Source organism: Alicycliphilus denitrificans (assembly GCF_044792555.1).
Taxonomy (GTDB): domain Bacteria; phylum Pseudomonadota; class Gammaproteobacteria; order Burkholderiales; family Burkholderiaceae_C; genus Alicycliphilus; species Alicycliphilus denitrificans_A.
Window position 1 is genome coordinate 3,444,556 of record NZ_CP126238.1, and the last position, 21,442, is coordinate 3,465,997.

Sequence of the window (21,442 nt, forward strand, 5' to 3'; positions counted from 1 at the left end):
CCATGGCCTTTGTCGAACCCATCACCCTGCGCCGCAACGGCGTGCTCCTGGAGCCGCTAGCCCTGGCGCACGAGGCCGGCCTGGCCGCTGCCGCGACCGACGGCGAACTGTGGAAGCTGCGCATCACCTCGGTGCCCGAGCCGCAGGACACGCGCGCCTACATCGAAGCCGCACTGCAGATGCGCGCGGACGGCAACCGCTTCGCCTTCGCGGTGCTCGACGACGCCACGGGCCGCGTGCTGGGCAGCACCAGCTACCACGACATCCTGCCCGCAGTGAAGCGCGTGGAAATCGGCTGGACCTGGTACGCCCGCAGCGTGCAGCGCACGCATGTCAACACCACCGCCAAGCTGCTGATGATGGGCCACGCCTTCGATACGCTGCAATGCCATGTGGTGGGCTGGCGCACAGACAACTACAACTTTGCGTCACAGCGCGCCATCGAGCGCCTGGGAGCGAAGAAGGACGGCGTGATCCGCGGCCACGCGCTGCGCCGCGACGGCACCATCCGCGACACGGTGATGTACAGCATGCGCGCGGGAGAATGGCCCGAGGCTCGCGCCCAATTGCTATACCTTCTGAAGCAGCATGCGCAGACGGAATAAGCGCTAGAGGCCTATTTCATGTTGATCGACTTTTTTTACACCCTGCGCGCCGGCAAGCTGCCGGTGTCCGTCAAGGAATTCCTCACCCTGCTCGAAGCCCTGCAGGCCGGCGTGGTCGGCCCCAAGTCCGACGATGCCTGGAGCCTGGACGACTTCTACTACCTCGCGCGCACCGCGCTGGTCAAGGACGAAAAGCATTTCGACAAGTTCGACCGCGCCTTTGCCGCCTACTTCAAGGGCGTGGAGATGCTGGCCGACTTCAGCAAGGAAATCCCCGCCGACTGGCTGCGCAAGATGCTGGAGCGCGAGCTGACGCCCGAGCAGAAGGCCGCCATCGAGAAGATGGGCTGGGACGAGCTAATGGAGACGCTGAAGAAACGCCTGGAAGAGCAGAAAGGTCGGCACGAGGGCGGCAGCAAGTGGATCGGCACGGGCGGCACCAGCCCCTTCGGCCATGGCGGCTACAACCCGCAGGGCATACGCATCGGCGGCGCCGGCAAGAACAAGAGCGCGGTCAAGGTCTGGGAGCAGCGCGCCTACCGCGACTACGACGACAGCCAGGAGCTGGGCACGCGCAACATCAAGGTGGCGCTGCGCCGGCTGCGCAAGTTCGCGCGCGAGGGGCATGAACTGGAGCTGGACCTGCCCGACACCATTCGCGCCACGGCGGCCAATGCCGGCTACCTAGACATCAAGATGGTGCCCGAGCGCCACAACAACGTGAAGGTGCTGCTGCTCATGGACGTGGGCGGCACCATGGACGAGCATATCCAGCGCGTGGAAGAACTGTTCAGCGCCGTGAAGAGCGAGTTCAAGCACCTGGAGTTCTATTACTTCCACAACTGCGTCTACGACTTCATGTGGAAGAACAACCGCCGCCGCTTCGCCGAGAAGTTCCCGACCTGGGACATCATCCGCAAGTACAACAAGGACTACAAGCTGATCTTCGTGGGCGACGCAACGATGAGCCCCTACGAGATCCTGCAGCCCGGCGGCAGCGTGGAATACAACAACGAGGAGCCCGGCGCCGAGTGGCTGCAGCGCCTGACGCACGCCTTCCCCAAGTTCGCCTGGATCAACCCCGAGCCGCAGGGCGTGTGGCAGTACCGCCAGAGCATCAGCATCGTGCAGCAGCTCATGGGCCAGCGCATGTACCCGCTGTCGCTCAAGGGCCTCGAAGAAACGATGCGGCTTTTGTCAAAATAGCCCGCATGATCCACAAGCCTTCAGCGCCGGCCCGGTGGCCGGCGTTGCTGTTTTTGCCCCTCATCGTCATGCTGCTGCAGGGCTGCAGCGTGCTGTCGCCGGAGCCCGCAGCAGCCGCGGCGCAAGACAGCGAGCGCGATGCCTTCGCGCTCGACATACAGGCCGAGGACGACGACATCCGCGCCTACCTGGGCCAGCACCTGGAGCTGCAGCGCTTTCGCAAGCTGCCCGACCTGCAGGCCAGCGAGCTCGCCCGCCTGCTGCAGGCGGCCGACGCCAACGCACGCGAGCTGCTGGCCACGCTGGGCTATTTCAGCCCCGAGATCACCCTTGCGCTGCACCAGGAGCTGCCGACACGCCGCGTGCAGGTGCGCGTGCTGCCCGGCCCGCGCACGCATATCGCCAGCGTGGACATCGCCCTGGCCGGCAGCGGCGCGCCCACCGAGGACCTGGCGCGCCGCCAGGCCCAGCTGCAGCGCGGCTGGGGCCTGCCGGCGGGCGCGCCCTTCACCCAGCAGGCCTGGGACGAGGCCAAGACCCAGGGCCTGCGCAGCCTGCAGGCACGCCGCTATCCGACCGCGCGTATCACCGAGAGCCGCGCCGATGTGGACGCCGACAGCGCCCAGGCGCGCCTCTCGGCGCAGTACGACAGCGGCCCTGCCTACCGCTTCGGCCCGCTGCAGATGCGCGGCGGCGAGCGCTACGACAGCCTGGGCCTGGCCCGCATCGCGCTTCTGCCCACGGGTGCGGACTACAGCGAGGCCCGGCTGCTCGACGCCCAGCAGCGCCTGGCCGCGAGCGGCTACTACGACGCGGTGTTCCTCACGCTGGACACCGGGGCCGCCGACCCGCAGGCCGCGCCCGTCATCGCCCAGGTGCGCGACGCGCCGCTGCAAAAGCTGGTCTTCGGTGTCGGCATCTCCACCGACAGCGGGCCGCGCCTGTCCATGGACCATGTCCACAACCGCCTGCCGGCCTTGGGCTGGCGCGCCGTGAGCAAGGTGAGCCTGGACCGCAACCTCGGCCTGATCTCCACCGACTGGACCGCACTGCCCTCGGCCAGCGGCTGGCGCTGGTTCACCGGCGCGCAGCTGCAGCGCGAGGCCACGGGCAGCTTCGACGTGGACAGCACGCGCCTGCGCGCCGGGCGCACGCAAAACGGCGACCACATCGACCGCAGCTATTTCCTGCAGCACGACACGGCCAAGAGCCGCGACCCCGGCGCGCCGCCATCGAGCAGCGCCATCAGCGGCAACTTCGGCTGGACCGGGCGCTACTTCAACAACAACACCGCGCCCACGCGCGGCTGGGGCCTGGCCGGCGAGATCGGCCTGGGCAGCACGCTGCGCCCGTTCGGCGCTCCCTTCGTGCGCACGCAGCTGCGCTGGCAGTCCTTCATCGACCTGGGGCGCGTGGACCTGGGCGAGCAGGTGCGCCGCGCTAGCCGCCTGTCGTTGCGCCTGGAGGGCGGCGCGGTGCTGGCGCGCGCAGATGCCGACATCCCCGTGACCCAGCTGTTCCTGACCGGCGGCGACACCAGCGTGCGCGGCTACGGCTACCGCAGCATAGGCGCGGGCATCAACAACGGCCAGTTGTTCGGCGGGCGCTACATGGCCGTGGGCAGCGCCGAGTGGCAGCGCCCCATCACCGTGCGCGGCAACCGCACGGACTTTGAAGGCGCCCTGTTCGTGGACGCCGGCGCCGTGGCCGACAAACCCGGCGAAATGAGCGCGCGCGTGGGCCTGGGCGCGGGCCTGCGCTGGCGCAGCCCGGTGGGGCCACTGCAGGCCGACCTGGGCTATGGCCTGCAGTCGCACGAGCTGCGCCTGCACCTGCGGCTGGGCTATACATTTTGATTTATAAATTTATGAGCTATTCGCGCTTACTACATATTGGTTTCAAGCATTTTTTATAGATAAACCCAGTAGATTCAAGCGCAAACAGCTATCGTTTTTGCAATCCATGACATCGCCCTACGACCCCCAGCCCTACGCCGCGGCCGCCGCGCCGCAGCCGCAAGCACCGCGCCGCGGCCGCTGGCGCATGGTGCAGAGCCTGGCCGCAGGGCTGCTGGTCCTGGCTCTGGCGCTGGCCGGCGCGCTGTGGTGGTGGGCCGGCAGCAGCGGCTCGCTGGCCGCCACGCTCACGCGCGCGGCGCAGTACCTGCCCGAGGGCCAGAGCCTGCAGGCGGGCGAGGTCAGCGGCTCGCTGCGCGCCGGCGGGCGCATAGGCTGGCTGCGCTGGAGCAGCCCCCAGCTGGCCGTGGAGGTACGCGACGCCCAGATCAGCTGGCGCCTGGCGCCGCTGCTGCGCCGCGAGCTGCGCATAGACAGCCTGGAGCTGGCGCGGCTCACCCTCACGCCGGGCGCGCCCAGCAGCGAGCCCAGCGCGCCGCTGGAGCAGCTGTTACTGCCGCTGCAGGTGGCGCTGCCGTTTCGCGTGCAGCACATCACCTGGGCCGGCCCCAGCCCCATCGCCATCGACGGCCTGACCGGCAACTACCGCTACGACGGCGCGCAGCACCACCTGACCGTGGACCAGGTCGCGCTGGCCCAGGGCCGCTATGCGCTGCAGGCCCGGCTGCAGGCGGCCGCGCCCATGGCGCTGTCGGCCCGCCTGAGCGGCAGCCTGCAGACCGAGGTGCCCGGCAGCGCGCAGCCGCTGCAGGCCCAGGCCCAGGCCGAAGTACAGGGCCAGCTCGCCACGGCCGACGCCCGGCTGGAGGTGACGGCCCGGCTGCGCGGCGCGGCAGACACCCAGCCGCCGCTGAGCGCCGACCTGCAGGCACGCATCGCCCCCTGGGCCAGCCAGCCCCTGCTGCAGGCCGCCGCCGATCTGCAGGGGCTGGACCTGGCGGCGCTCTGGCCCCAGGCACCGGCCACGCAGCTGAGCGGCAGCGCCAGCGTGGAGCCCACCGCCCATGGCTGGGCCATGCAGGCGCGGCTGCACAACGCCGCGCCCGGCCCCTGGGACAGGCAGCGCCTGCCGCTGGACAGCCTGCAGGCCCAGGCCAGCTACGACGGCCAGGAATGGGCCGTGACCGAGGCCCGGCTGCAGCTGGGCAAGGGCAGCGCCAGCCTGCAGGGCAGCTACCGGCCCGCCACGCAGACGCTGCAGGGCCGCGCCGAGCTGCGCGCACTCAACCCCGCGGCCCTGCACAGCCTGCTGGACGCCGCGCCGCTGAACGGGCAGATCAGCGCCGACGGGAGCGATGACGGCGCCGTGCGCTTTGCCGTCGACCTGCGCGCCGCAGCCGCACGCGCCACAGCCAGCAGCGGCGCGGCACTGCGCCTGGACCGGCTGACCGCCCAAGGCCAGTGGCAGGACGGCAGGCTCGCCATCGCGCGCCTGCAGCTCCACGCCCTGCAGGCCCGGCTGCAGGGGCAGGATCTGCACATCAGCACCGCCGCACCGTCGCTGCAGGGCCGGCTGCAGGCCAGTCTGCCCGGAGCCACGGCGCAGTTCGACGGCCAGATCGCGCCCCAGAGCGGCAAGGGCCGGCTGGCCCTGGATCTGCAGGACGCACAGCGCAGCCAGCGCTGGCTGCAGGCCCTGCCCGGCATGGCCGGGGCCAGCGCCGGCTGGGGCCTGGAGGGCAATGCTGCCTTCAGCGCCGACTGGCAGGGCGGCTGGCAGCAGCTACAGCGCCAGCTGCAGGCCGCCGGCCTGCTGGCCGGCGATGGACAGAAAGCCACGGCGGGCGATGGCGGCTTTGCGCTGCAGGCCCGTCTGTCGGCGCCGCGCCTGCAGATCAGCCAGCCCGGGCCAGAGGGCGCGGCGCCGCTGGCGCTGGAACTGCAGCACACCAGTGCCACCCTGTCCGGCACGCTGGCCCAGGCCAGCCTGCAGTGGGACGGCACGCTGCGCCACGTGCAAGGGCCCGGCCAACCGGAGCTGCGCGCCCGGCTGCAGCTGCGTGCAGAGGCAGGCCAGCGCGGCGCAGGCCGCTGGCAGGCGCAGGTCAACGCCCTGCAGCTACAGGCCAGCGCCACCGGCCAGCCCGGCCCGTGGGCGCTGCACCTGGCCCAGCCCCTGGCCATCACCCTGCGCCAAGCGCCGCAGCTGGAACTGGAGGCCACGGCCGGCCAGGCCGAGCTGAGCGGCCCCGCGCCCGGCAAGGTGCAGCTGCGCTGGCAGCCGCTGCACTACGCGCAGGGCGCAGCAGGCACGCAAGGCGCGGCCCGGCTGCGCAGCCAGGGCGAACTGATCGGCCTGCCGCTGGCCTGGGCCAGGGCCTGGCAGATAGACGGACATTCGGACGGGCAGGACGCCCTTGCGCGCCTGGGCCTCAGCGGCGACCTGGTGCTCAACGGCCGCTGGGACATAGACGCCGGCGAGCACCTGCGCGCCAGCGCCACGGTGGAGCGCGCCAGCGGCGACCTCAGCCTCCTTACCGGCGACGCGGACGCCCCCAGCGTGGTGCACAGCAGCGGCCAGGGCCAGGCCGCGGCCCTGCCCCGGGTGGGCGCCAGCACCCCCGCCGGCCTGCGCCGGGCAGCGCTCACGCTCAGCGCCGATGGCGACGCCCTGCGCGCAGAGCTGGACTGGGACAGCGAACGCGCCGGCCGCGTGCAACTGGCTGGCCGCACCAGCCTGGCACGCACCGCAGGCGGCTGGACCTGGCCCGAAGACGCCCCGCTGGCCGCCAGCGTGCGCGCCGAGCTGCCCGACGTGGGCGTGTGGTCCACGCTGGCGCCGCCCGGCTGGCGCGTGCGCGGCACCCTGAGCGCCGATGCGCGCCTGAGCGGCACGCGCGCCGCACCGCGTTGGAGCGGGCAGCTGGCGGCCGAGCAGTTCGGCGTGCGCTCGCTGCTCGACGGCGTGGACCTGCAGGGCGGCCGCCTGCGCGCCACGCTGCAGGGCCAGCAACTCAGCATCACCGAGCTGAGCCTGCACGGCGGCCAGGGCGGCCGCGCGCGCATCGCCGGCTACAGCGGCAACCGCACGGCCGCACCGCAGGACGGCGGCACCCTCAGCGGCAGCGGCAGCATCACCTGGGGCAGCACGGGCGAGGCGGGCGCGCCCGGCCTGTCGGGCATCACCATGGATCTGCGCGCCAGGGCCCAGGCGCTGCAGCTGCTGGTGCGCGCCGACCGGCAGCTCAGCGTCTCGGGCGATCTGCAGGCGCGGCTGCAGGGCGGGCAATTCACGCTGCGCGGCCGGCTCAAGACCGACCGCGCCACCATCATCCTGGCCGAATCGGGCGCGCCCCGGCTGGGCGCCGACGTGGTCGTGCACTCGGCCGCCCTGCGGCGCGCGGCCGCGGCCCGGGCCGACAAGGCCAGCCAGGCATCGGGCCAGGTGCAGGCCGCCAGGCCGCCCGACATCGCCATCACGCTCGATCTGGGCGAGGACTTCGCGCTGCAGGGCCACGGCATCAGCACGCGCCTGCAAGGCCAGCTGGAGATACGCAGCAGCAGCGCCACCGGCGGCCAGCCGCGCGTCACCGGCGAGCTGCGCACCGTGCAGGGCCGCTACCGCGCCTGGGGCCAGGCGCTGGACGTGGAAAGCGGCCTGCTGCGCTTCAACGGCCCGTACGACAACCCGGCGCTGGACGTGCTGGCACTGCGCCCCAACATCAGCGTGCGCGCCGGCGTGCAGGTCACGGGCACGGCGCGCGCGCCGCGCGTGCGCCTGTATGCCGACCCAGATCTGCCCGACGCCGAAAAGCTCTCCTGGGTGGTGCTGGGCCGCAGCGCCAGCGCCGGCGGCGCCGAGGCCGCCCTGCTGCAGCAGGCCGCCCTGGCCTTCCTGGGCCGCGGCGGCGGCGACGGCACGGCGGGCATCGCCCGGCACCTGGGCCTGGACGAAATCGGCTTCAAGGGCCCGCAGGCCGGCGCCGACGCCAGCGAGGCCGCCCTCACCCTGGGCAAGCGCCTGTCCAAGGACTTGTACGTGACCTACGAGCGCAGCCTCTCGGGCGTGCTGGGCACGCTCTACATCTTCTATGACCTGTCCAAGCACCTCACGCTGCGCGGGCAGACGGGCATGCAAAGCGCGGTGGACCTGATCTACACCGTGCGCTATGACTGAATTCAAACCAAATCAGCCCGCAACGCTTATTCAGCAAGCGTTAGAAGCTATTATTTTGATTGCGAAATAACCCTGCCGCCAGGCCCTTACAATCTGGCCTCCCTCCCCGTAGTTCAATGGATAGAACGAGCGCCTCCTAAGCGCTAGATACAGGTTCGATTCCTGTCGGGGGGACCACTTTCAAGGCCGCCGCTTCCAAAGGAAGGGGCGGCTTCTGGTTTCATGGGCCCATGGGCGCCGCGCTATAGCTGGAACCCCAGCGCCCGCACCATTCCTTCCGTAATGTCGCGCGGCCAGGAAGGGCGGCGCGCGTGGTAGGGGCGGGCCTGGGCGATGAGCCCTGCGCACCATTGCGAGAGCCAGCGCAGTTCCTCGGCGCCATAGAACGCGGTCATGGCCTCGTAGTTCAGGAACAGGCTGCGCGCGTCCAGATTCAGCGAGCCCACCAGGGCCAGGTCGTCGTCTATGAGCACGGCCTTGGCGTGCACCATGGCAGGGGCCAGCCACACCTGGGCACCGGCGGCACTCAGGTCGCGCAGCGCGCGCTCGCGCGCCATGTCGGCCAGGCGGTGGTTGGAGCGCGCGGGCAGCAGCAGGCTCACGCGCACGCCGCGGCGGCAGGCCAGGCACCAGGCGTCGAGCAGGGCCTGGTCGGGCACGAAGTACGGCGTGACGGCCACGATGCGCCGCTGGGCGTGGTAGGCCGCGGCCAGCAGCAAGGCGTGCACGGTGTCGTCGGCATGGTCGGGACCGCTGGCCACCCACTGCGCCAGGGGGCCACGAGCGGGCGCATGCAGGCCGGGCGTGCCGTGCGGCCGGCGCGCCTTGCGCAGGGCCAGGCCCCGGGCCACGCGCCAGTCGGTGTTGAACTGCGCCAGGGCCTGGGCGGCCAGGGGGCCGTGCACCTCGTAGCTCAGGTCGATCCACGCCGGCCGGCCGGGCCGATCAATGAAATACTCGCTGGCCAGGTTGCGCCCGCCGCTCCACAGGCGCTGGCCGTCGGCCACGGCCAGCTTGCGGTGGTTGCGCAGGTTGACGCGCCCGTGCAGCGGGTTGTGCAACAGCGGCATGAAGCGGCGCACCTGCACGCCCTGGCGCTTGAGGCTGCGCAGCATGCCCCCCGGCATGCCCATGCCGCCCATGGCGTCCACCAGCAGGCGCACGCTGACACCGTGGCGCACGCGCTCCAGCAAGGCCTGGGCGATCTGGCGGCCGGTGTCGTCATTGGCAAATATGTAGGTGCAGACGTCCAGCCGCTGGCGCGCCGAGGCAATGGTGGCCAGCAGCGACTGCAGGGATTGGGCGCCATCGGCGTGCAGCAGCACGCGCACATTGCGCACGGCAGGCGCCAGCTCCATGCCGGCCAGCAGGCGCGTGGCCCAGGGCGGGCCGCCATCGGGCAGCTGCAATGCCTGCACGCGCACCCGGCGTGCGGGCCGCACGAACTTGCGCGCGCCGAACAACAGAAACAACGGCAGGGTCAGGTAGGGAAAGGTGAGCATGCCCAGCACCCAGGCCATGGCCGCCGAAGGGTGGCGGCGCTGCTGGCCGATGCGCGTGCCCAGCACGTACACCAGCAGGCCGGCGGCCACGAGCAGCGTGTGGCCCAGGCCCGAGAGCAGGGTCACGCGGATCATGCGCCGGCGCTCTCCTCTTGCGCCCGGCTGCGCGCCAGGCTCACGCTGACGCGCAGCCCCCCCAGCCCCGGGGCGCTGCCCAGCACCAGCCGCGTGCCATGCATGCGCGCGATGCTGTCGGCAATGGCCAGGCCCAGGCCGCTGCCGGCCACCGGCGTGCCATCGGCCTGCGCCTGCGGGCCGCGGTGAAAGCGCTGCAGCACGCGCTCGCGCTCCGCGGGGGCGATGCCGGGGCCGCTGTCGTCCACCTGCAGCGTCAGCTGTCCGGGCGCGGCCTGCAGCGCCACATCCACCTGGCCGCCCCGGGGCGTGTACTTGATGGCGTTGTCCAGCAGGTTGCGCAGCAGTATCGCCAGCGCCTGGGCATGGCCGGGCACGGTGGCGCGCTGCACATCGGCAGTCAGGGGCGCCAGGCCCAGGTCCAGGCCGTGCTGCCGGGCGGCGGGCGCGGCTTCCAGCACGGCCTGGCGTGCCAGGTCGGCGAGTGGCACCGGCTCCAGCGGCGCGCCCGATGCGGCCTGCGCCTCCTGGCGCGCCAGGACCAGCAGCTGCTCGACCAGGCGCGTGGCGCGGTCTATGCCGCCGGCCAGGCGCGCTATGGCCAGCGCACGCGTATCGGCATCAACGGCGCGCTGCAGTCCCTGTATCTGCAGCTTGAGTGCGGCCAGGGGCGAGCGCAGCTCGTGCGCGGCGTCGGCCACGAAATGCTGCTGCGCCTCGAAGGCCTGCTGCACGCGCGTGAGCAGGGCGTTGAATTCATGCACCAGGGGCTGCAGCTCGCTGGGCAGGCCGGTGTCGCTGACGGGCACCAGATCATCGGCCTGGCGCTGCGCCAGCTGGCCGCGCACGCGCTCCACGGGCGCGAGCAGGCGGCCCACGGACCACCACACGGCCAGCGCCAGCAGCGGCGCCATCAGCGCCAGCGGCAGCAGCGAGCGCAGCGCCAGCGCGCGCGCCATGGCGCGGCGGGCGGCCATGTCCTGCGCCACCTGGATCACCTGCGAGCGCGTCTGCAGCGAAAACACGCGGTAGGTGATGCCGCGCGCCTGCACCTCGGTGAAGCCGAGCACCGCCTTCTGGGGCAGGGCCGCGCCCACAGCCGACTCGAAGATGCGCAGGCCCTCGTTGGTCCAGACCTGGACGATGAGCTCGTCGTTCTGGTACTCGGGCAGCGCGCTGCCGCTGGCGCGCGCATCGGGCGGCAGGCCGGCGCGCAGCGCAAACGCGGTCTGCTGCATCTGGTAATCGAACAGCGTATCGGCCTCCTGCAGGGCGCTGCGGTAGGCCAGCATGCCCTGGACAAAGGCGGTGAGGACAATGGCGGTCAGCAAAAACGCCAGCAGCCGCAGGCGCAGCGACGAGGGGCGGGGCAGCTGGCTCATTTGGGCACCATATAGCCCAGGCCGCGCACGTTGAGCAGGAGCTGCGCGCCAAGCTTCTTGCGCAGGCCGTGGATGTAGACCTCGACGGCATTGCTGCTGACCTCGTCGCCCCAGCCGTAGAGCTTGTCTTCGAGTTGCTGGCGCGACAGCACCATGCCGGGGCGCGCCAGCAGGGGTTCGAGTACCGCCCATTCGCGCGCCGACAGCACCACCGGCCGCCCCTGCACCATGGCCTCGCGGGTGCTCGGGTTGAGCGTGACGCCCTTGTGTTCATACACGGGCTCGGCCCGGCCGCTGGCGCGGCGCAGCAGTGCGCGTATGCGCGCCAGCAATTCGTCCAGGTCATAGGGCTTGAGCACATAGTCGTCTGCGCCCGCATCCAGCCCCTCGACGCGCTGGGCCACGCCATCGCGCGCCGTGGCGATCAGGACCGGGGTGCGGTCCTTGCGCGCGCGCAGGGCGCGCAGCACCGCCAGGCCATCGCGGCGCGGCAGGCCCAGGTCCAGCAGCACCAGGTCGTAGCGCTGGGTGGCCAGGGCAGTGTCGGCCATGTCACCATCGGTGGCCCAGTCGACGGCGTAATGCTCGGCGCGAAGCAGGTCACGCACGGCCTCGCCGATCATGGGGTCGTCTTCTACCAGTAGCAGGCGCATGGGCGGATTCCGTAACGTGACCGTGTCATAGGGCAAGTGGCTCGCTTGCGCAGCCGCGGCGGGCACGGTGCCGTTGGTTCCGCCGGCCACACGGCGCAGGCGCGCATGGCGGTGACATCCTCGAAGAACGCTGCTTGCACCGGTCCACCCGTTCACTCGCACTCCTGGCCCCTCGCAACAAGAGTTCAGATGAAGCCATCGTGCCATGTTTGTCTTCATGACACCGCAGGGTCGAAATGGTTCATCCCTTCACGCGGCGGGCAGCCGCTGCGAAGAATTTATCGTCACATCATAGACAAAACCATTTTTGTCTTGGACAATTAATGCCGAACGGCAAAATTTGTCCATGAAGTCCATGCGCTCCACCCCACTCCAGACACCGCCCTTGGGCGGTGACCCGGACTTGTCGATAGCCGCCGTGGAGCGCGAAACCGGCCTGGCCAAGGACACCCTGCGGGTCTGGGAAAGGCGCTACGGCTTTCCCCAGCCCCTGCGCGATGCCGTGGGTGACCGACTCTACCCGCCCGAGCAGGTGCAGCAGCTCAAGCTCATCCGCCGCCTGCTGGATGCGGGGCTGCGCCCGGGCAAGGTGGTGGGCCTGGACCCCAGCGCCCTGCAGGCCCTGCTGGCCCGGAAAGGCTCTGCGTCGCCCTCAATTTTGTCCAGGACAAATATCCACACGGCCTCACCCCCCGCGGTGCTCGGCCCGCTGCTCGACGCCATCGGCGCGCACGATCCGCAGGCGCTGCGCCATGCGCTCAGCCATGCCCAGCTACGCATGGGGCTGGCGCCCTTTGTCACCGAGCTGGTGGCGCCCCTGGCCACGGCCGCGGGCGAGGCCTGGGCGCAGGGGCGCTTCGAGGTGTTCGAGGAGCACCTGTTCACGGAGGTCATCACCGGCGTGCTGCGCCACGCCATCGCCTCGTTGGCGCCGTTGCCGGCGCCGCAGCGGCCCAAGGTGCTGCTGACCACCCTGCCCCAGGAGCTGCACGGCCTGGGGCTGCTGATGGTCGAGGCGTTGTTGGTGCTGGAGGGCTGCACCTGTGTCTCGCTCGGCACGCAGACGCCGGTGGGCGATGTGGTGCAGGCCGCCCAGGCCCACCGCGCCGACGTGGTGGCACTGAGCTTCAGCAATGTGCATAGCGGCGCACTGGTGCATGCCAGCCTGCGCGAGTTGCGCGGCCAGCTGCCGCCCGCCACCGCGTTGTGGGTCGGGGGGGCATGTGCGGCGCTGTACCAAAAACCGTTGGATGGCGTCACGGCGCTTGCGCAGCTGTCGGGGCTGCAGCCCCTGGTGGCGCAGTGGCGCCATCTCCACTGAACCCGTGCACTGCTGAAAGACCCTGTTATGCCCACGTTCGCGCTTGCCTTGGTCCGTGCATCGTGCCGTCCGTTGCGTCCGCTGCTGCTGGTGCTGTGTATGGCGGGCGTCGCCGTGCTCGCAGGCTGCTCCAGCACCCGCCCGCCTGCGGGGGTGGAGGCTGTCACGCCGTTTGACCTGGCGCGCTACCAGGGCCGCTGGTATGAGCTGGCACGGCTGGACCATGCCTTCGAGCGCGGCATGACGGATGTGTCGGCGACCTACACCGCGCAGCCCGACGGCAGCGTGCGCGTGGTCAATCGCGGTTTCGCCCCGGCAGCGGGCCTGTGGCGCGAGGCCGTGGGCAAGGCCTGGTTTACCGGCGCACCCACCACCGGCTCACTCAAGGTCTCGTTCTTCGGGCCGTTCTACGGCGGCTACCACGTCGCCGCGCTGGACCCCGACTACCGCTGGGCCCTGGTGCTCGGGCCCGATACCGGCTACTGCTGGATCCTGGCGCGCGACAAGCAGCTCGATGCCGCGCAGCGCACGGCCATCGTGGCCCGCGCACATGCCCTGGGCGTCGACACCTCGGCACTCATCTGGGTGTCGCACACCCGGCAGGACCCCGCGTTCTGAAGCGGCACCGGAGGCACTGCGCCATGGACTACACCGTCGTCTGGTTCAAGCGCGACCTGCGGGTGCACGACCATGCGCCCCTGGTGCACGCGGCCCGGCGCGGCCCGCTGCTGTGCCTGTACGTGGTGGAGCCAAGCCTCTGGGCGCAGCCCGACTGTGCGCTGCAGCACTACCGCTTCCTGCAGGAAAGCCTGCGCGACCTGGCTGGGCAGTTGCGCGCCTGCGGTGCCCCGCTGCACCTCGCCGTGGGCGAGCTGCCCGATGTGCTGGCCAGGCTGCATGCGCTGCAACCCTTTGCACGACTGGTGTCGCACGAGGAAACCGGCAACGGCCACACCTACGCCCGCGACCGCGCCGTGGCCCGCTGGTGCCGCCAGCAGGGCATTGCCTGGCAGGAATGGCCCCAGCACGGCGTGGTGCGCCGCCTGCCCTCGCGCGACCGCTGGCATGCCTGGTGGCGGGCGCATATGCAGGCCGCCTGCCTGCCGGCACCGGCGCCGGGCAGCCTGCGCCCCATGCCCCTGCCCTGGCGGGATTGGCGAGATGCCTGGCCCGCGGCCCAGGCACTGGGGCTGGACGCGCATGACCCGCCCCAGCGCCAGCGCGGCGGGCGCACCCTGGGCTGGCAGCTGCTACAGGACTTCCTGCTTGCCCGCAGCGGGGGCTACCGGGGCGGCATCTCCTCGCCGCTCACGGCGACCACGGCCTGTTCGCGCCTCTCGCCCTACCTGGCCCTGGGGTGCCTGGGCATGCGTGAGGTGGTGCAGGCCACGCGGCAACGCCAGGAGCAGCTGCGGGGCGCCGACCACGCCATGGCATCGCGCCAGCGCCAGGGCCTGGCCGCGTTCATGAGCCGCCTGCACTGGCACTGCCATTTCATCCAGAAGCTCGAATCCGAGCCCGCGCTGGAGTTCCACAACCTGCACCGCGGCTACGACGGCCTGCGCGAGGACGACTGGAACGCCGCACACTTCGCTGCCCTGCAGGCGGGCCGCACCGGCTGGCCCATGGTCGATGCCTGTGTGGCCATGCTGCGCGAGACCGGGTGGCTCAACTTCCGCATGCGCGCCATGCTGGTCTCGGTGGCCTGCTATCCGCTGTGGCTGCATTGGCGCCCGGTGGGGCTGTGGCTGGCGCGGCAGTTTCTGGACTATGAGCCCGGCATCCACTGGAGCCAGATGCAGATGCAGGCCGGCACCACCGGCATCAACGCCGCGCGCGTCTACAACGCCGTCAAGCAGGCCCAGGACCATGACCCGCAGGGCCTGTTCGTGCGCCGCTGGCTGCCCGCGTTGCAGCGCGTGCCCGATGCCTGGATCTTCGAGCCCTGGCGCATGCCGGCGGCCGTGCAGCAGCGCTGCGCGGTGCATGTGGGCCGGGATATCCCGGCCCCTCTCGTGGACCTGACCGACTCCACGCGCACCGCCAAGACCCGGGTATATGCCCTGCGCGCCCGGCCCGAGGTGCTGGCCGCCAAGGCCGCCATCGTCGCGCAGCACGGTTCGCGCCTGCGCCGCGGCCCGCCCCGCGCGCCGCAGCACCCTCCGGTGCAGCAATCGCTGGACTGGTGAACCCATCCCAGGCAGCGGCACATCTTCCCCCCCCAGCGCAAGGAGGCAGCACGACGAGGACACACGACACCCCGCATCCGGTCGGCGTGCCTTGGGGCGCGCCAACGCTCTGATTTCATCCAGCAGGAGACGAAACATGTTGAACTGGCTCAAGAAGGTTTTAATGCTGTCGCTGGTGGCCTTGGTGGCGGCTTGCGGCGGGGGCGATGACGATGGCCCCGGCAACATCGTGCAGGTGGCCAAGGGCGACGCCCGCCTGGGCATTCTGGTGGAGGCGGTCACCGCCGCGCAGCTCGCCGACACCCTGTCCGGCCCCGGCCCGTACACCGTGTTCGCGCCCACCAACGACGCCTTCGCGGCGCTGCTGGCCGAGCTAGGCGTGACCAAGGAGCAGCTGCTGGCCAACAAGCCGCTGCTGACCCAGGTGCTGACCTACCACGTGGTCCCCGGCCTCGTGCTCAAGGCCGAGGTACCGGTGAACACCCCCATCAAGACCGTGCAGGGCGGCAGCTTCACGGTGACGCCTGCGCTCACGATCACCGACCAACGGGCGCGCTCGGCGGGCATCGTCGCCACCGACGTGTTCGCCAGCAATGGCGTGGTGCACGTGATCGACAAGGTGATCCTGCCCGCTCCATGAGCGGCCCTGCGGCGCACGGCCAACGCGCCGTGTGCCGCGCCCCGAGACACTGAGCCATGCGCGCCCGCCGAAAGAACGAACTGCCCGTGAAAGTCTGCGCCTGCTGCCAGCGCCCCATGGTGTGGCGCAGGCGCTGGGCCCGCGTCTGGGACACGATCCAATACTGTTCCGAGCGCTGCCGCCGCAATCGCCCTGCGGCACCATCCCCCGGGCACATGCCATGAGACACCCTGTGTCAACCCCCCGCTGTTTTGAGCAAGGTTTGATAGGCGCCATGGCGAGCCGGATCGTAGGGCGTGCGCTCAGTCCAGGCACGCCAGGCACGCGCCACCTGCTGCCCGTGGTCTGCCTGCCCGATGTCCAGGCCACCAGCCCCTGGGGCTTTGCACGCATCGGCCGGCACCGCCATGCCTGGCTCGCAAATGCCATTCAAAACCTGCTCCAGGCCTTTCCAGTACTGCGCAGACAGCTATTGATTTTGCGAGCACCTGACACCCAGACCCTGCCGGCGCTGGCGCGTGCCGTGGGCGCCAGCACCGTCGTCTGCGAGGAGATCGCGGCACCCGAGGAACAGGCCGAAGTCGCCGCCCTGCGCGCCGCAGGCCTGCAGGTGCGGACCGTGTGGCACAGCTGCCTGCTGCATCCCGACCAGTTGCCCTGGTCGGTGCAGCAGTTGCCTGGCTTGTTCACCCCCTTTCGCCAAGCCGTTGAGGCAATGGGGCTGCAACCCCCAGCGCCCCTGCCACCGCCCGCCGAATTGCCCGCCTGGCCACCCGGTGTGCCCGAACCATCTCCGGACGACCAGGCCCAGGCCTTGGCCGCTTTGGCCGCTTTGGCCGCTTTGGCCGAGGGGCCTGCTGCGGCCGATGCGCGCAGCGCCTTCCCCTACCTGCAAGCCGGACTGCAAGGCGGTGAAGCGGCGGCGCTGGCCCACCGCACGCACTACCTGGCACGCGGCGAGCGCAGCCTGTGCGCCGTGCTCTCGGCCAAGGTGGGCAGCATCGGTGACAACCGCCTGGGCGGCTGGTACGGCTACCGCGCCTCCAAGGCGGCGCTGAACATGCTGCTGAAAACCGCGGCCATCGAGATCGCCCGCACCCACCCGCAGGCCGTGCTGGCCGCGCTGCACCCGGGCACGGTGGACTCGGCCCTGTCGGCGCCGTTTCGCGGCGCGCAGATCGGCCGGCCCGCCGCCGATGCGGCGCGCGACCTGCTGGCCGTGCTCGATGGCCTGCAACCCGAGGACAGCGGCGGCTTCTGGGCCTACGATGGCCAGCGCCTGCCCTGGTGAGCCCGCCCCTGCCAGCCCGTCCCCCGCATTCATCCCAGGAGAAACCACATGCGCATTCTGCTCACCGGCGGCACCGGCCTGATCGGCCGCGCCCTGTGCCAGCACTGGCACCAGCAAGGCCACCAGCTCTGGGTCTGGAGCCGCGACCCGCACCTGGTGCCCGCCCTGTGCAGCGGCGCGCAGGGCATTGCCCACCCGCAGGAGCTCGACGGCGCCGCGCCGCTGGACGCCGTGGTAAACCTCGCGGGCGCGCCCATCGCCGACCGCCCCTGGAGCGCGGCGCGCCGCGAGCTGCTGTGGCGCAGCCGCGTGGACCTCACGCGCACGCTGGTGGACTGGATGGGCCGGCAGCCCACGCCGCCGCGCACGCTTCTTTCAGCATCCGCCGTGGGCTGGTACGGCGACCGCGGGGATGAGGCGCTGGACGAGAGCAGCCCGCCCGGGGGCCAGGACTTCGGCAGCCGCCTGTGCATGGCCTGGGAGCAGGAGGCCGCGCGCGCCGGGCAGGCCGGCACGCGCGTGGCCGTGCTGCGCATCGCCCCGGTGCTGGCGCCGCAGGGCGGCATGCTGGCACGGCTGCGGCTGCCGTTTCGCCTCGGGCTGGGGGGGCGGCTGGGCAGCGGCCAGCAATGGATGCCGTGGATCCACCTCGACGACCTCGTCGCCCTGTTCGACCACCTGTTGCGGCACGCCGAGTGCAGCGGCGCCTTCAACGCCTGCGCACCCGAGGCGCTGCGCAATGCGGACTTCACCCGCGCCCTGGCGCGCGCCCTGCACCGCCCGGCCGCTCTGCCCGCCCCGGCCTGGGCGCTGCGCCTGGCCCTGGGCGAGATGGCCGTGCTGCTGCTGGGCGGCCAGCGCCTGGCGCCGCAGCGCACGCGCGCCGCGGGCTTTGCCTGGCGCTACCCGACACTCGCGCCCGCGCTGACGCAACTGCTGCAACCCTAGCCCTGCTTCTTGCAGCCGGCTGCGTCAGCGGCCTGGGAAAAATTCCCAGACCGCACCGGCCACGCTCGTGCGGACAGCGTCGCCGCACTTCAGTCCCCGTGCCCGCGGTTCACGCGGGGCTCATCCCAAGCGCACCGGCACGAAGATCTTGTCGCCGTCACGCTCGATGAGCAGCGCCACCGACTTGCCCGCATGGGCGATGGCGGCGCACACCTGCTCCACGCCCCTGACCGGCGTGCCGTTGATGGCCAGCAGCACATCGCCGCTTTGCACGCCCGCCAGGGCAGCCGGGCCGCGCACGTCCTCAATCAGCAGGCCCTGGCCCTTGTCCACGCCGGCGGCGCGGGCTTCGTCGGGCTGCAGCGGTCGCAGCGTCAGGCCGAGCTGGCCCTTGCCCACGACCTCATCGCTGCCGGCGACCTTGGTGGTCTTGTCATTGGCGTTGCCCAGGGTGGCGGCCAGGGTTTCAGTGCGACCCTTGCGCCAGACCTCCATCTGCACCTTCGCGCCCGGGGCCTGCTGGCCGACATAGGCCGGCAGATCACCCGAGGCCACGATGGGCTGGCCGTTGATCCTGAGGATCACGTCGCCCACGCGCAGCCCCGCCTTGTCGGCCGGTCCACCGGCATCGACATTGGCCACCAGCGCGCCCTCGGGCCGGGGCAGCTTGAACGAGTCGGCAAAGGTCTGGTTGACCTCCTGCACCGCGACGCCCAGGCGTGCGTGCTCGACATGGCCCGTGCTCACGATCTGCCGCTCCACGCGCGTGGCAACCTCGATGGGGATGGCAAACGACAGGCCCTGGAACCCTCCCGAGCGGCTGTAGATCTGCGAGTTGATGCCCACCACCTGGCCGCGCACGTTGAACAGCGGACCACCGGAATTGCCGGGGTTGACCGCGGCATCGGTCTGGATGAAAGGCACGTAGCTGTCATCGGGCAGCGAGCGGCCCTTGGCGCTCACCACGCCGGCGGTGACGCTGTTTTCAAAGCCGAAGGGCGAGCCTATGGCCAGCACCCAGTCGCCCACCTTTAGGTCGTTCGAGTTGCCCAGCTTCACCGTGGGCAGGTCATGGGCGTCGATCTTGAGCACGGCAATGTCGGTCTTGGGATCCATGCCCAACACCTTGGCGCGGAACTCGCGCCGGTCGGTGAGCTTCACGGTCACGTCGCTGGCGCCCTGGACCACATGGGCGTTGGTCAGGACGATGCCGTTGGGGTCGATGATGAAGCCCGAGCCCTCACCGCGCATGGGTACGTTGCGCTGGCCCGGCCCGCCCATGTCGGGTACGGGTATGCCAAAGCGACGGAAAAATTCGAAGAACGGGTCGTTCGGGTCCAGGCCCTGGGCGCCGCGCTGGCGCGCTGTGGGGCTGCCAGCGCCGTCGTCGCCCGAGACCTTGCGCATCCCGCTGACGCTGATATTCACCACGGCCGGGCCGTACTGTGCAGTGATGGCCGAAAAGTCGGGTAACGCGACGGGGGCGGGAGCCGTGGCCGGCGCTGGGGCAGCCGCAACCGCCGCGGCCTGCTGCGCGCGCGCCTCATGCGCGGTGATCAAGCCCGCACCCGTGGCGCCCAGGGCGCCTGCGGCTACCAGGGCCAGGACGAGGCGGCGGGGAGAGGTGAGTAAGGTGTTCATGGTCTGCCTTTCCAAAGCGGGAACGCTGATGGAACGCAGTGTGGACACGCCGGCTTAGATGATTCTTAAGACACCCACCAGGGCATTCGCCATCGCGGCTGGCCGGCCGGCACGCCCCCGGGCGCCTGCCCGGGCGACGCAGATGGCATTAGCACGCGAGCGCAACCGGCGCGTCCACATCCTCAGCGGGCCAATGCACCTGCGGCAACTCCTCAAACGCCGGCCGTGCGAACATGTAACCCTGGAAGTAGTAGATGCCGAAGGAGCGCAGCGACCGGTATTCGGCTAAGGTCTCGATGCCTTCGGCCACCACTTCAATGTTCAAGGCCTTGCACACGCCCATGATCCCCTGGACGATCGCCTGGCGCACCGGGTCGGCGTCGATCTGGCGCACCAGCTCCATGTCCAGCTTGATGATGTCGGGCTGGAATTCGGCCAGCAGGTTGAGCCCCGCGTAGCCGGCGCCGAAATCGTCGATCGCCGTCTTGAAGCCCTGGCGGCGGTACTCCTGGATGATGCGCTTGAGGTGCTCCTTGTCCACCACCTTCTCGTTTTCCGTGATCTCGAAGATCAGGCGCTCGGTGGGGAACTGGTGCCGCCGCGCGGCCTCCAGCGTGGCGCGTATGCAGGTGGCCGCCTCGTAGACCGCGTTGGGCAGGAAGTTGATGCTCACATGGCTGTCCACGCCCAGCCGCGCGGCCAGGTCCACGGCCTTGACGCGGCAGGCCTGGTCGAACTGGTAGCGGTTGTCTTCCGTGACCCGGCCCAGCACCTGCGCCGCCCCGCCGCCATCGAGCCCGCGCGCCAGGGCCTCGTAGGCAAACACCGTGCGGGTGCGCATGTCCACGATGGGCTGGAAGGCCATGCTGAATTCGATGCCCAGCGGCGGCCGGTCCTGGCAGGCCCGGCAGGGCGGAATGGGCGATGGCGCGGTTGTGCTCATGGGGCTTATCGTAAGGCACCGGGCGCCGCCGCGCCCGCGCCGCCCGGCGCCGCCAGCGCCAGGGCCGGGGCCGCCTGCAGCAGGGCTTCCAGCCGCTCGATGCGGTGGCGGTGCGGCGTGGTGATGGCATAGAAATGCTCATGCAACTGCGGGCATTGCCCCACGATGCACAGCAGGCCGCTGCGCAGCTCGTCCTGCACCACCACCTCGGGCAGCACGGCCAGCCAGCCGCTGTCGCGCGCGATCAGGCGCAGCATGGCCATGTCGTCCACCTCGGCGCGCACCTGGGGCTGGACCTGCGCGGCCATGCACAGGGCGTCGAACTGCGAGCGCACGGCATGGCGCGGCCCCGGCAGGGCGATGTCCAGCCCGCCCAGGTCCTGCGGCACGCGCAGGCGCTGCCCGCCCCAGCGCCGCGCCGGGCCGATCAGGGAAATCGGCTGGCTGCCCAGGAAGCGGCTGTGCAGCGGGCGCCGGGGGTCGGCAGCCACGGCCTCGTTGGCCAGCACCAGGTCCAGCTGGTGCTCGGCCAGGCGTTCGAGCAAATGCTCCAGCGGACCGGACTCCAGCGTCAGGGCCACCGCGGCATCGCCCAGCAGGGGCCGGAACAGGTTTTCCTGGTAATTGCGCGACATGGTGGCCACGCTGCCGATGCGCAGGCGCACCACGCCCTCGCTGCGCCCCTGCAGCCGCCCAAGCATTTCCTGGCCCAGGCCGAAGATGTTCTCGGCATAGGCCTGCACCAGATGGCCGGTTTCCGTCAGCACCAGGCGCCGGCCCTCGCGCACGAACAGCGCCTCGCCCAGGCGCTCCTCCAGTTGCCGGATCTGCGCCGACAGCGAGGACTGCGAGGTATGCAGCTCCTGCGCGGCGCGCGTCAGATGGCCCAGGCGCGCGACACGCCAGAAATAGAACAGGTGATGGAAGTTGAGTTGCTCAAGCTGCACTGTTCT

Annotated in this window: 16 protein-coding genes, 1 tRNA gene and 2 pseudogenes; 13 read left to right on the forward strand and 6 right to left on the reverse strand. The window is 70.9% G+C overall.

Features of this window, described 5'->3' with window-relative positions:
• The first annotated feature begins 2 nt into the window (after positions 1-2).
• The 5 genes from P7644_RS16395 to P7644_RS16415 all read left to right on the forward strand — a co-directional run bounded on the left by P7644_RS16395 (position 3) and on the right by P7644_RS16415 (position 8,021).
• Complete coding sequence (locus tag P7644_RS16395; RefSeq protein WP_404300309.1) at positions 3-605, forward strand: GNAT family N-acetyltransferase; 603 nt, start codon at positions 3-5, stop codon at positions 603-605.
• Between the two features lie 18 nt (positions 606-623).
• Positions 624-1,811, forward strand: a complete 1,188-nt coding sequence (locus P7644_RS16400) for a VWA domain-containing protein (protein ID WP_404300310.1) — start codon at positions 624-626, stop codon at positions 1,809-1,811.
• A gap of 5 nt (positions 1,812-1,816) precedes the next feature.
• A complete protein-coding gene (locus P7644_RS16405) occupies positions 1,817-3,667 on the forward strand; it encodes an autotransporter assembly complex family protein (RefSeq protein ID WP_404300311.1) in 1,851 nt (616 codons plus the stop codon).
• A gap of 106 nt (positions 3,668-3,773) precedes the next feature.
• Positions 3,774-7,844, forward strand: a complete 4,071-nt coding sequence (locus P7644_RS16410; protein ID WP_404300312.1) for a translocation/assembly module TamB domain-containing protein — start codon at positions 3,774-3,776, stop codon at positions 7,842-7,844.
• A gap of 102 nt (positions 7,845-7,946) precedes the next feature.
• Positions 7,947-8,021: transfer RNA gene (locus P7644_RS16415), tRNA-Arg, on the forward strand.
• A gap of 65 nt (positions 8,022-8,086) precedes the next feature.
• Here the strand turns inward: P7644_RS16415 and P7644_RS16420 are convergent.
• The 3 genes from P7644_RS16420 to P7644_RS16430 are packed head-to-tail and all read right to left on the reverse strand — an operon-like array spanning position 8,087 to position 11,516.
• Positions 8,087-9,481, reverse strand: coding sequence for a phosphatidylserine/phosphatidylglycerophosphate/cardiolipin synthase family protein (locus P7644_RS16420; RefSeq protein ID WP_404300313.1), 1,395 nt, complete (start codon positions 9,479-9,481; stop codon positions 8,087-8,089).
• Entirely contained in the window at positions 9,478-10,863 is a 1,386-nt protein-coding gene (locus P7644_RS16425) for an ATP-binding protein (RefSeq protein ID WP_404300314.1), read from the reverse strand. The genes P7644_RS16420 and P7644_RS16425 overlap by 4 nt, the downstream gene beginning before the upstream one ends.
• Positions 10,860-11,516 carry a response regulator transcription factor gene (locus tag P7644_RS16430; protein WP_404300315.1) on the reverse strand — a complete coding sequence of 219 codons (657 nt, stop codon included), beginning with the start codon at positions 11,514-11,516 and terminating at the stop codon, positions 10,860-10,862. The genes P7644_RS16425 and P7644_RS16430 overlap by 4 nt, the downstream gene beginning before the upstream one ends.
• Positions 11,517-11,862: 346 nt before the next feature.
• Between P7644_RS16430 and P7644_RS16435 the strand changes: the two genes are divergently transcribed.
• The 8 genes and pseudogenes from P7644_RS16435 to P7644_RS16470 all read left to right on the forward strand — a co-directional run bounded on the left by P7644_RS16435 (position 11,863) and on the right by P7644_RS16470 (position 17,905).
• On the forward strand, positions 11,863-12,837 hold the full coding sequence (locus tag P7644_RS16435) for a MerR family transcriptional regulator (protein WP_404300316.1): 975 nt from the start codon (positions 11,863-11,865) through the stop codon (positions 12,835-12,837).
• A 27-nt stretch (positions 12,838-12,864) separates the two neighbouring features.
• Complete coding sequence (locus P7644_RS16440) at positions 12,865-13,455, forward strand: lipocalin family protein (RefSeq protein WP_404300317.1); 591 nt, start codon at positions 12,865-12,867, stop codon at positions 13,453-13,455.
• Positions 13,456-13,478: 23 nt separating this feature from the next.
• Entirely contained in the window at positions 13,479-15,026 is a 1,548-nt protein-coding gene (locus P7644_RS16445; protein ID WP_404300318.1) for an FAD-binding domain-containing protein, read from the forward strand.
• Positions 15,027-15,162: 136 nt separating this feature from the next.
• Positions 15,163-15,666: a fasciclin domain-containing protein gene (locus P7644_RS16450; RefSeq protein ID WP_404300319.1), complete on the forward strand. Its 504-nt coding sequence runs from the start codon at positions 15,163-15,165 to the stop codon at positions 15,664-15,666.
• 116 nt (positions 15,667-15,782) lie between these two features.
• Complete coding sequence (locus P7644_RS16455) at positions 15,783-15,890, forward strand: DUF2256 domain-containing protein (protein WP_404303233.1); 108 nt, start codon at positions 15,783-15,785, stop codon at positions 15,888-15,890.
• A gap of 50 nt (positions 15,891-15,940) precedes the next feature.
• Positions 15,941-16,348: pseudogene (locus tag P7644_RS16460) on the forward strand (deoxyribodipyrimidine photo-lyase); the annotation flags it as partial.
• Positions 16,349-16,576: 228 nt separating this feature from the next.
• Positions 16,577-16,957 (forward strand): annotated as a pseudogene (locus tag P7644_RS16465) (C-factor); the annotation flags it as partial.
• Positions 16,958-17,005: 48 nt separating this feature from the next.
• Complete coding sequence (locus P7644_RS16470; RefSeq protein WP_404300320.1) at positions 17,006-17,905, forward strand: TIGR01777 family oxidoreductase; 900 nt, start codon at positions 17,006-17,008, stop codon at positions 17,903-17,905.
• 120 nt (positions 17,906-18,025) lie between these two features.
• Here the strand turns inward: P7644_RS16470 and P7644_RS16475 are convergent, their stop codons facing one another.
• The 3 genes from P7644_RS16475 to P7644_RS16485 form a co-directional block, all read right to left on the reverse strand.
• Positions 18,026-19,546 (reverse strand): DegQ family serine endoprotease, encoded by a 1,521-nt coding sequence (locus P7644_RS16475; RefSeq protein ID WP_404300321.1) that lies wholly within the window; start codon positions 19,544-19,546, stop codon positions 18,026-18,028.
• Positions 19,547-19,694: 148 nt separating this feature from the next.
• Positions 19,695-20,489, reverse strand: coding sequence for an EAL domain-containing protein (locus P7644_RS16480; protein WP_404300322.1), 795 nt, complete (start codon positions 20,487-20,489; stop codon positions 19,695-19,697).
• Positions 20,490-20,494: 5 nt separating this feature from the next.
• Positions 20,495-21,436, reverse strand: coding sequence for a LysR family transcriptional regulator (locus P7644_RS16485; protein ID WP_404300323.1), 942 nt, complete (start codon positions 21,434-21,436; stop codon positions 20,495-20,497).
• Between the last annotated feature and the right edge of the window lie 6 nt (positions 21,437-21,442).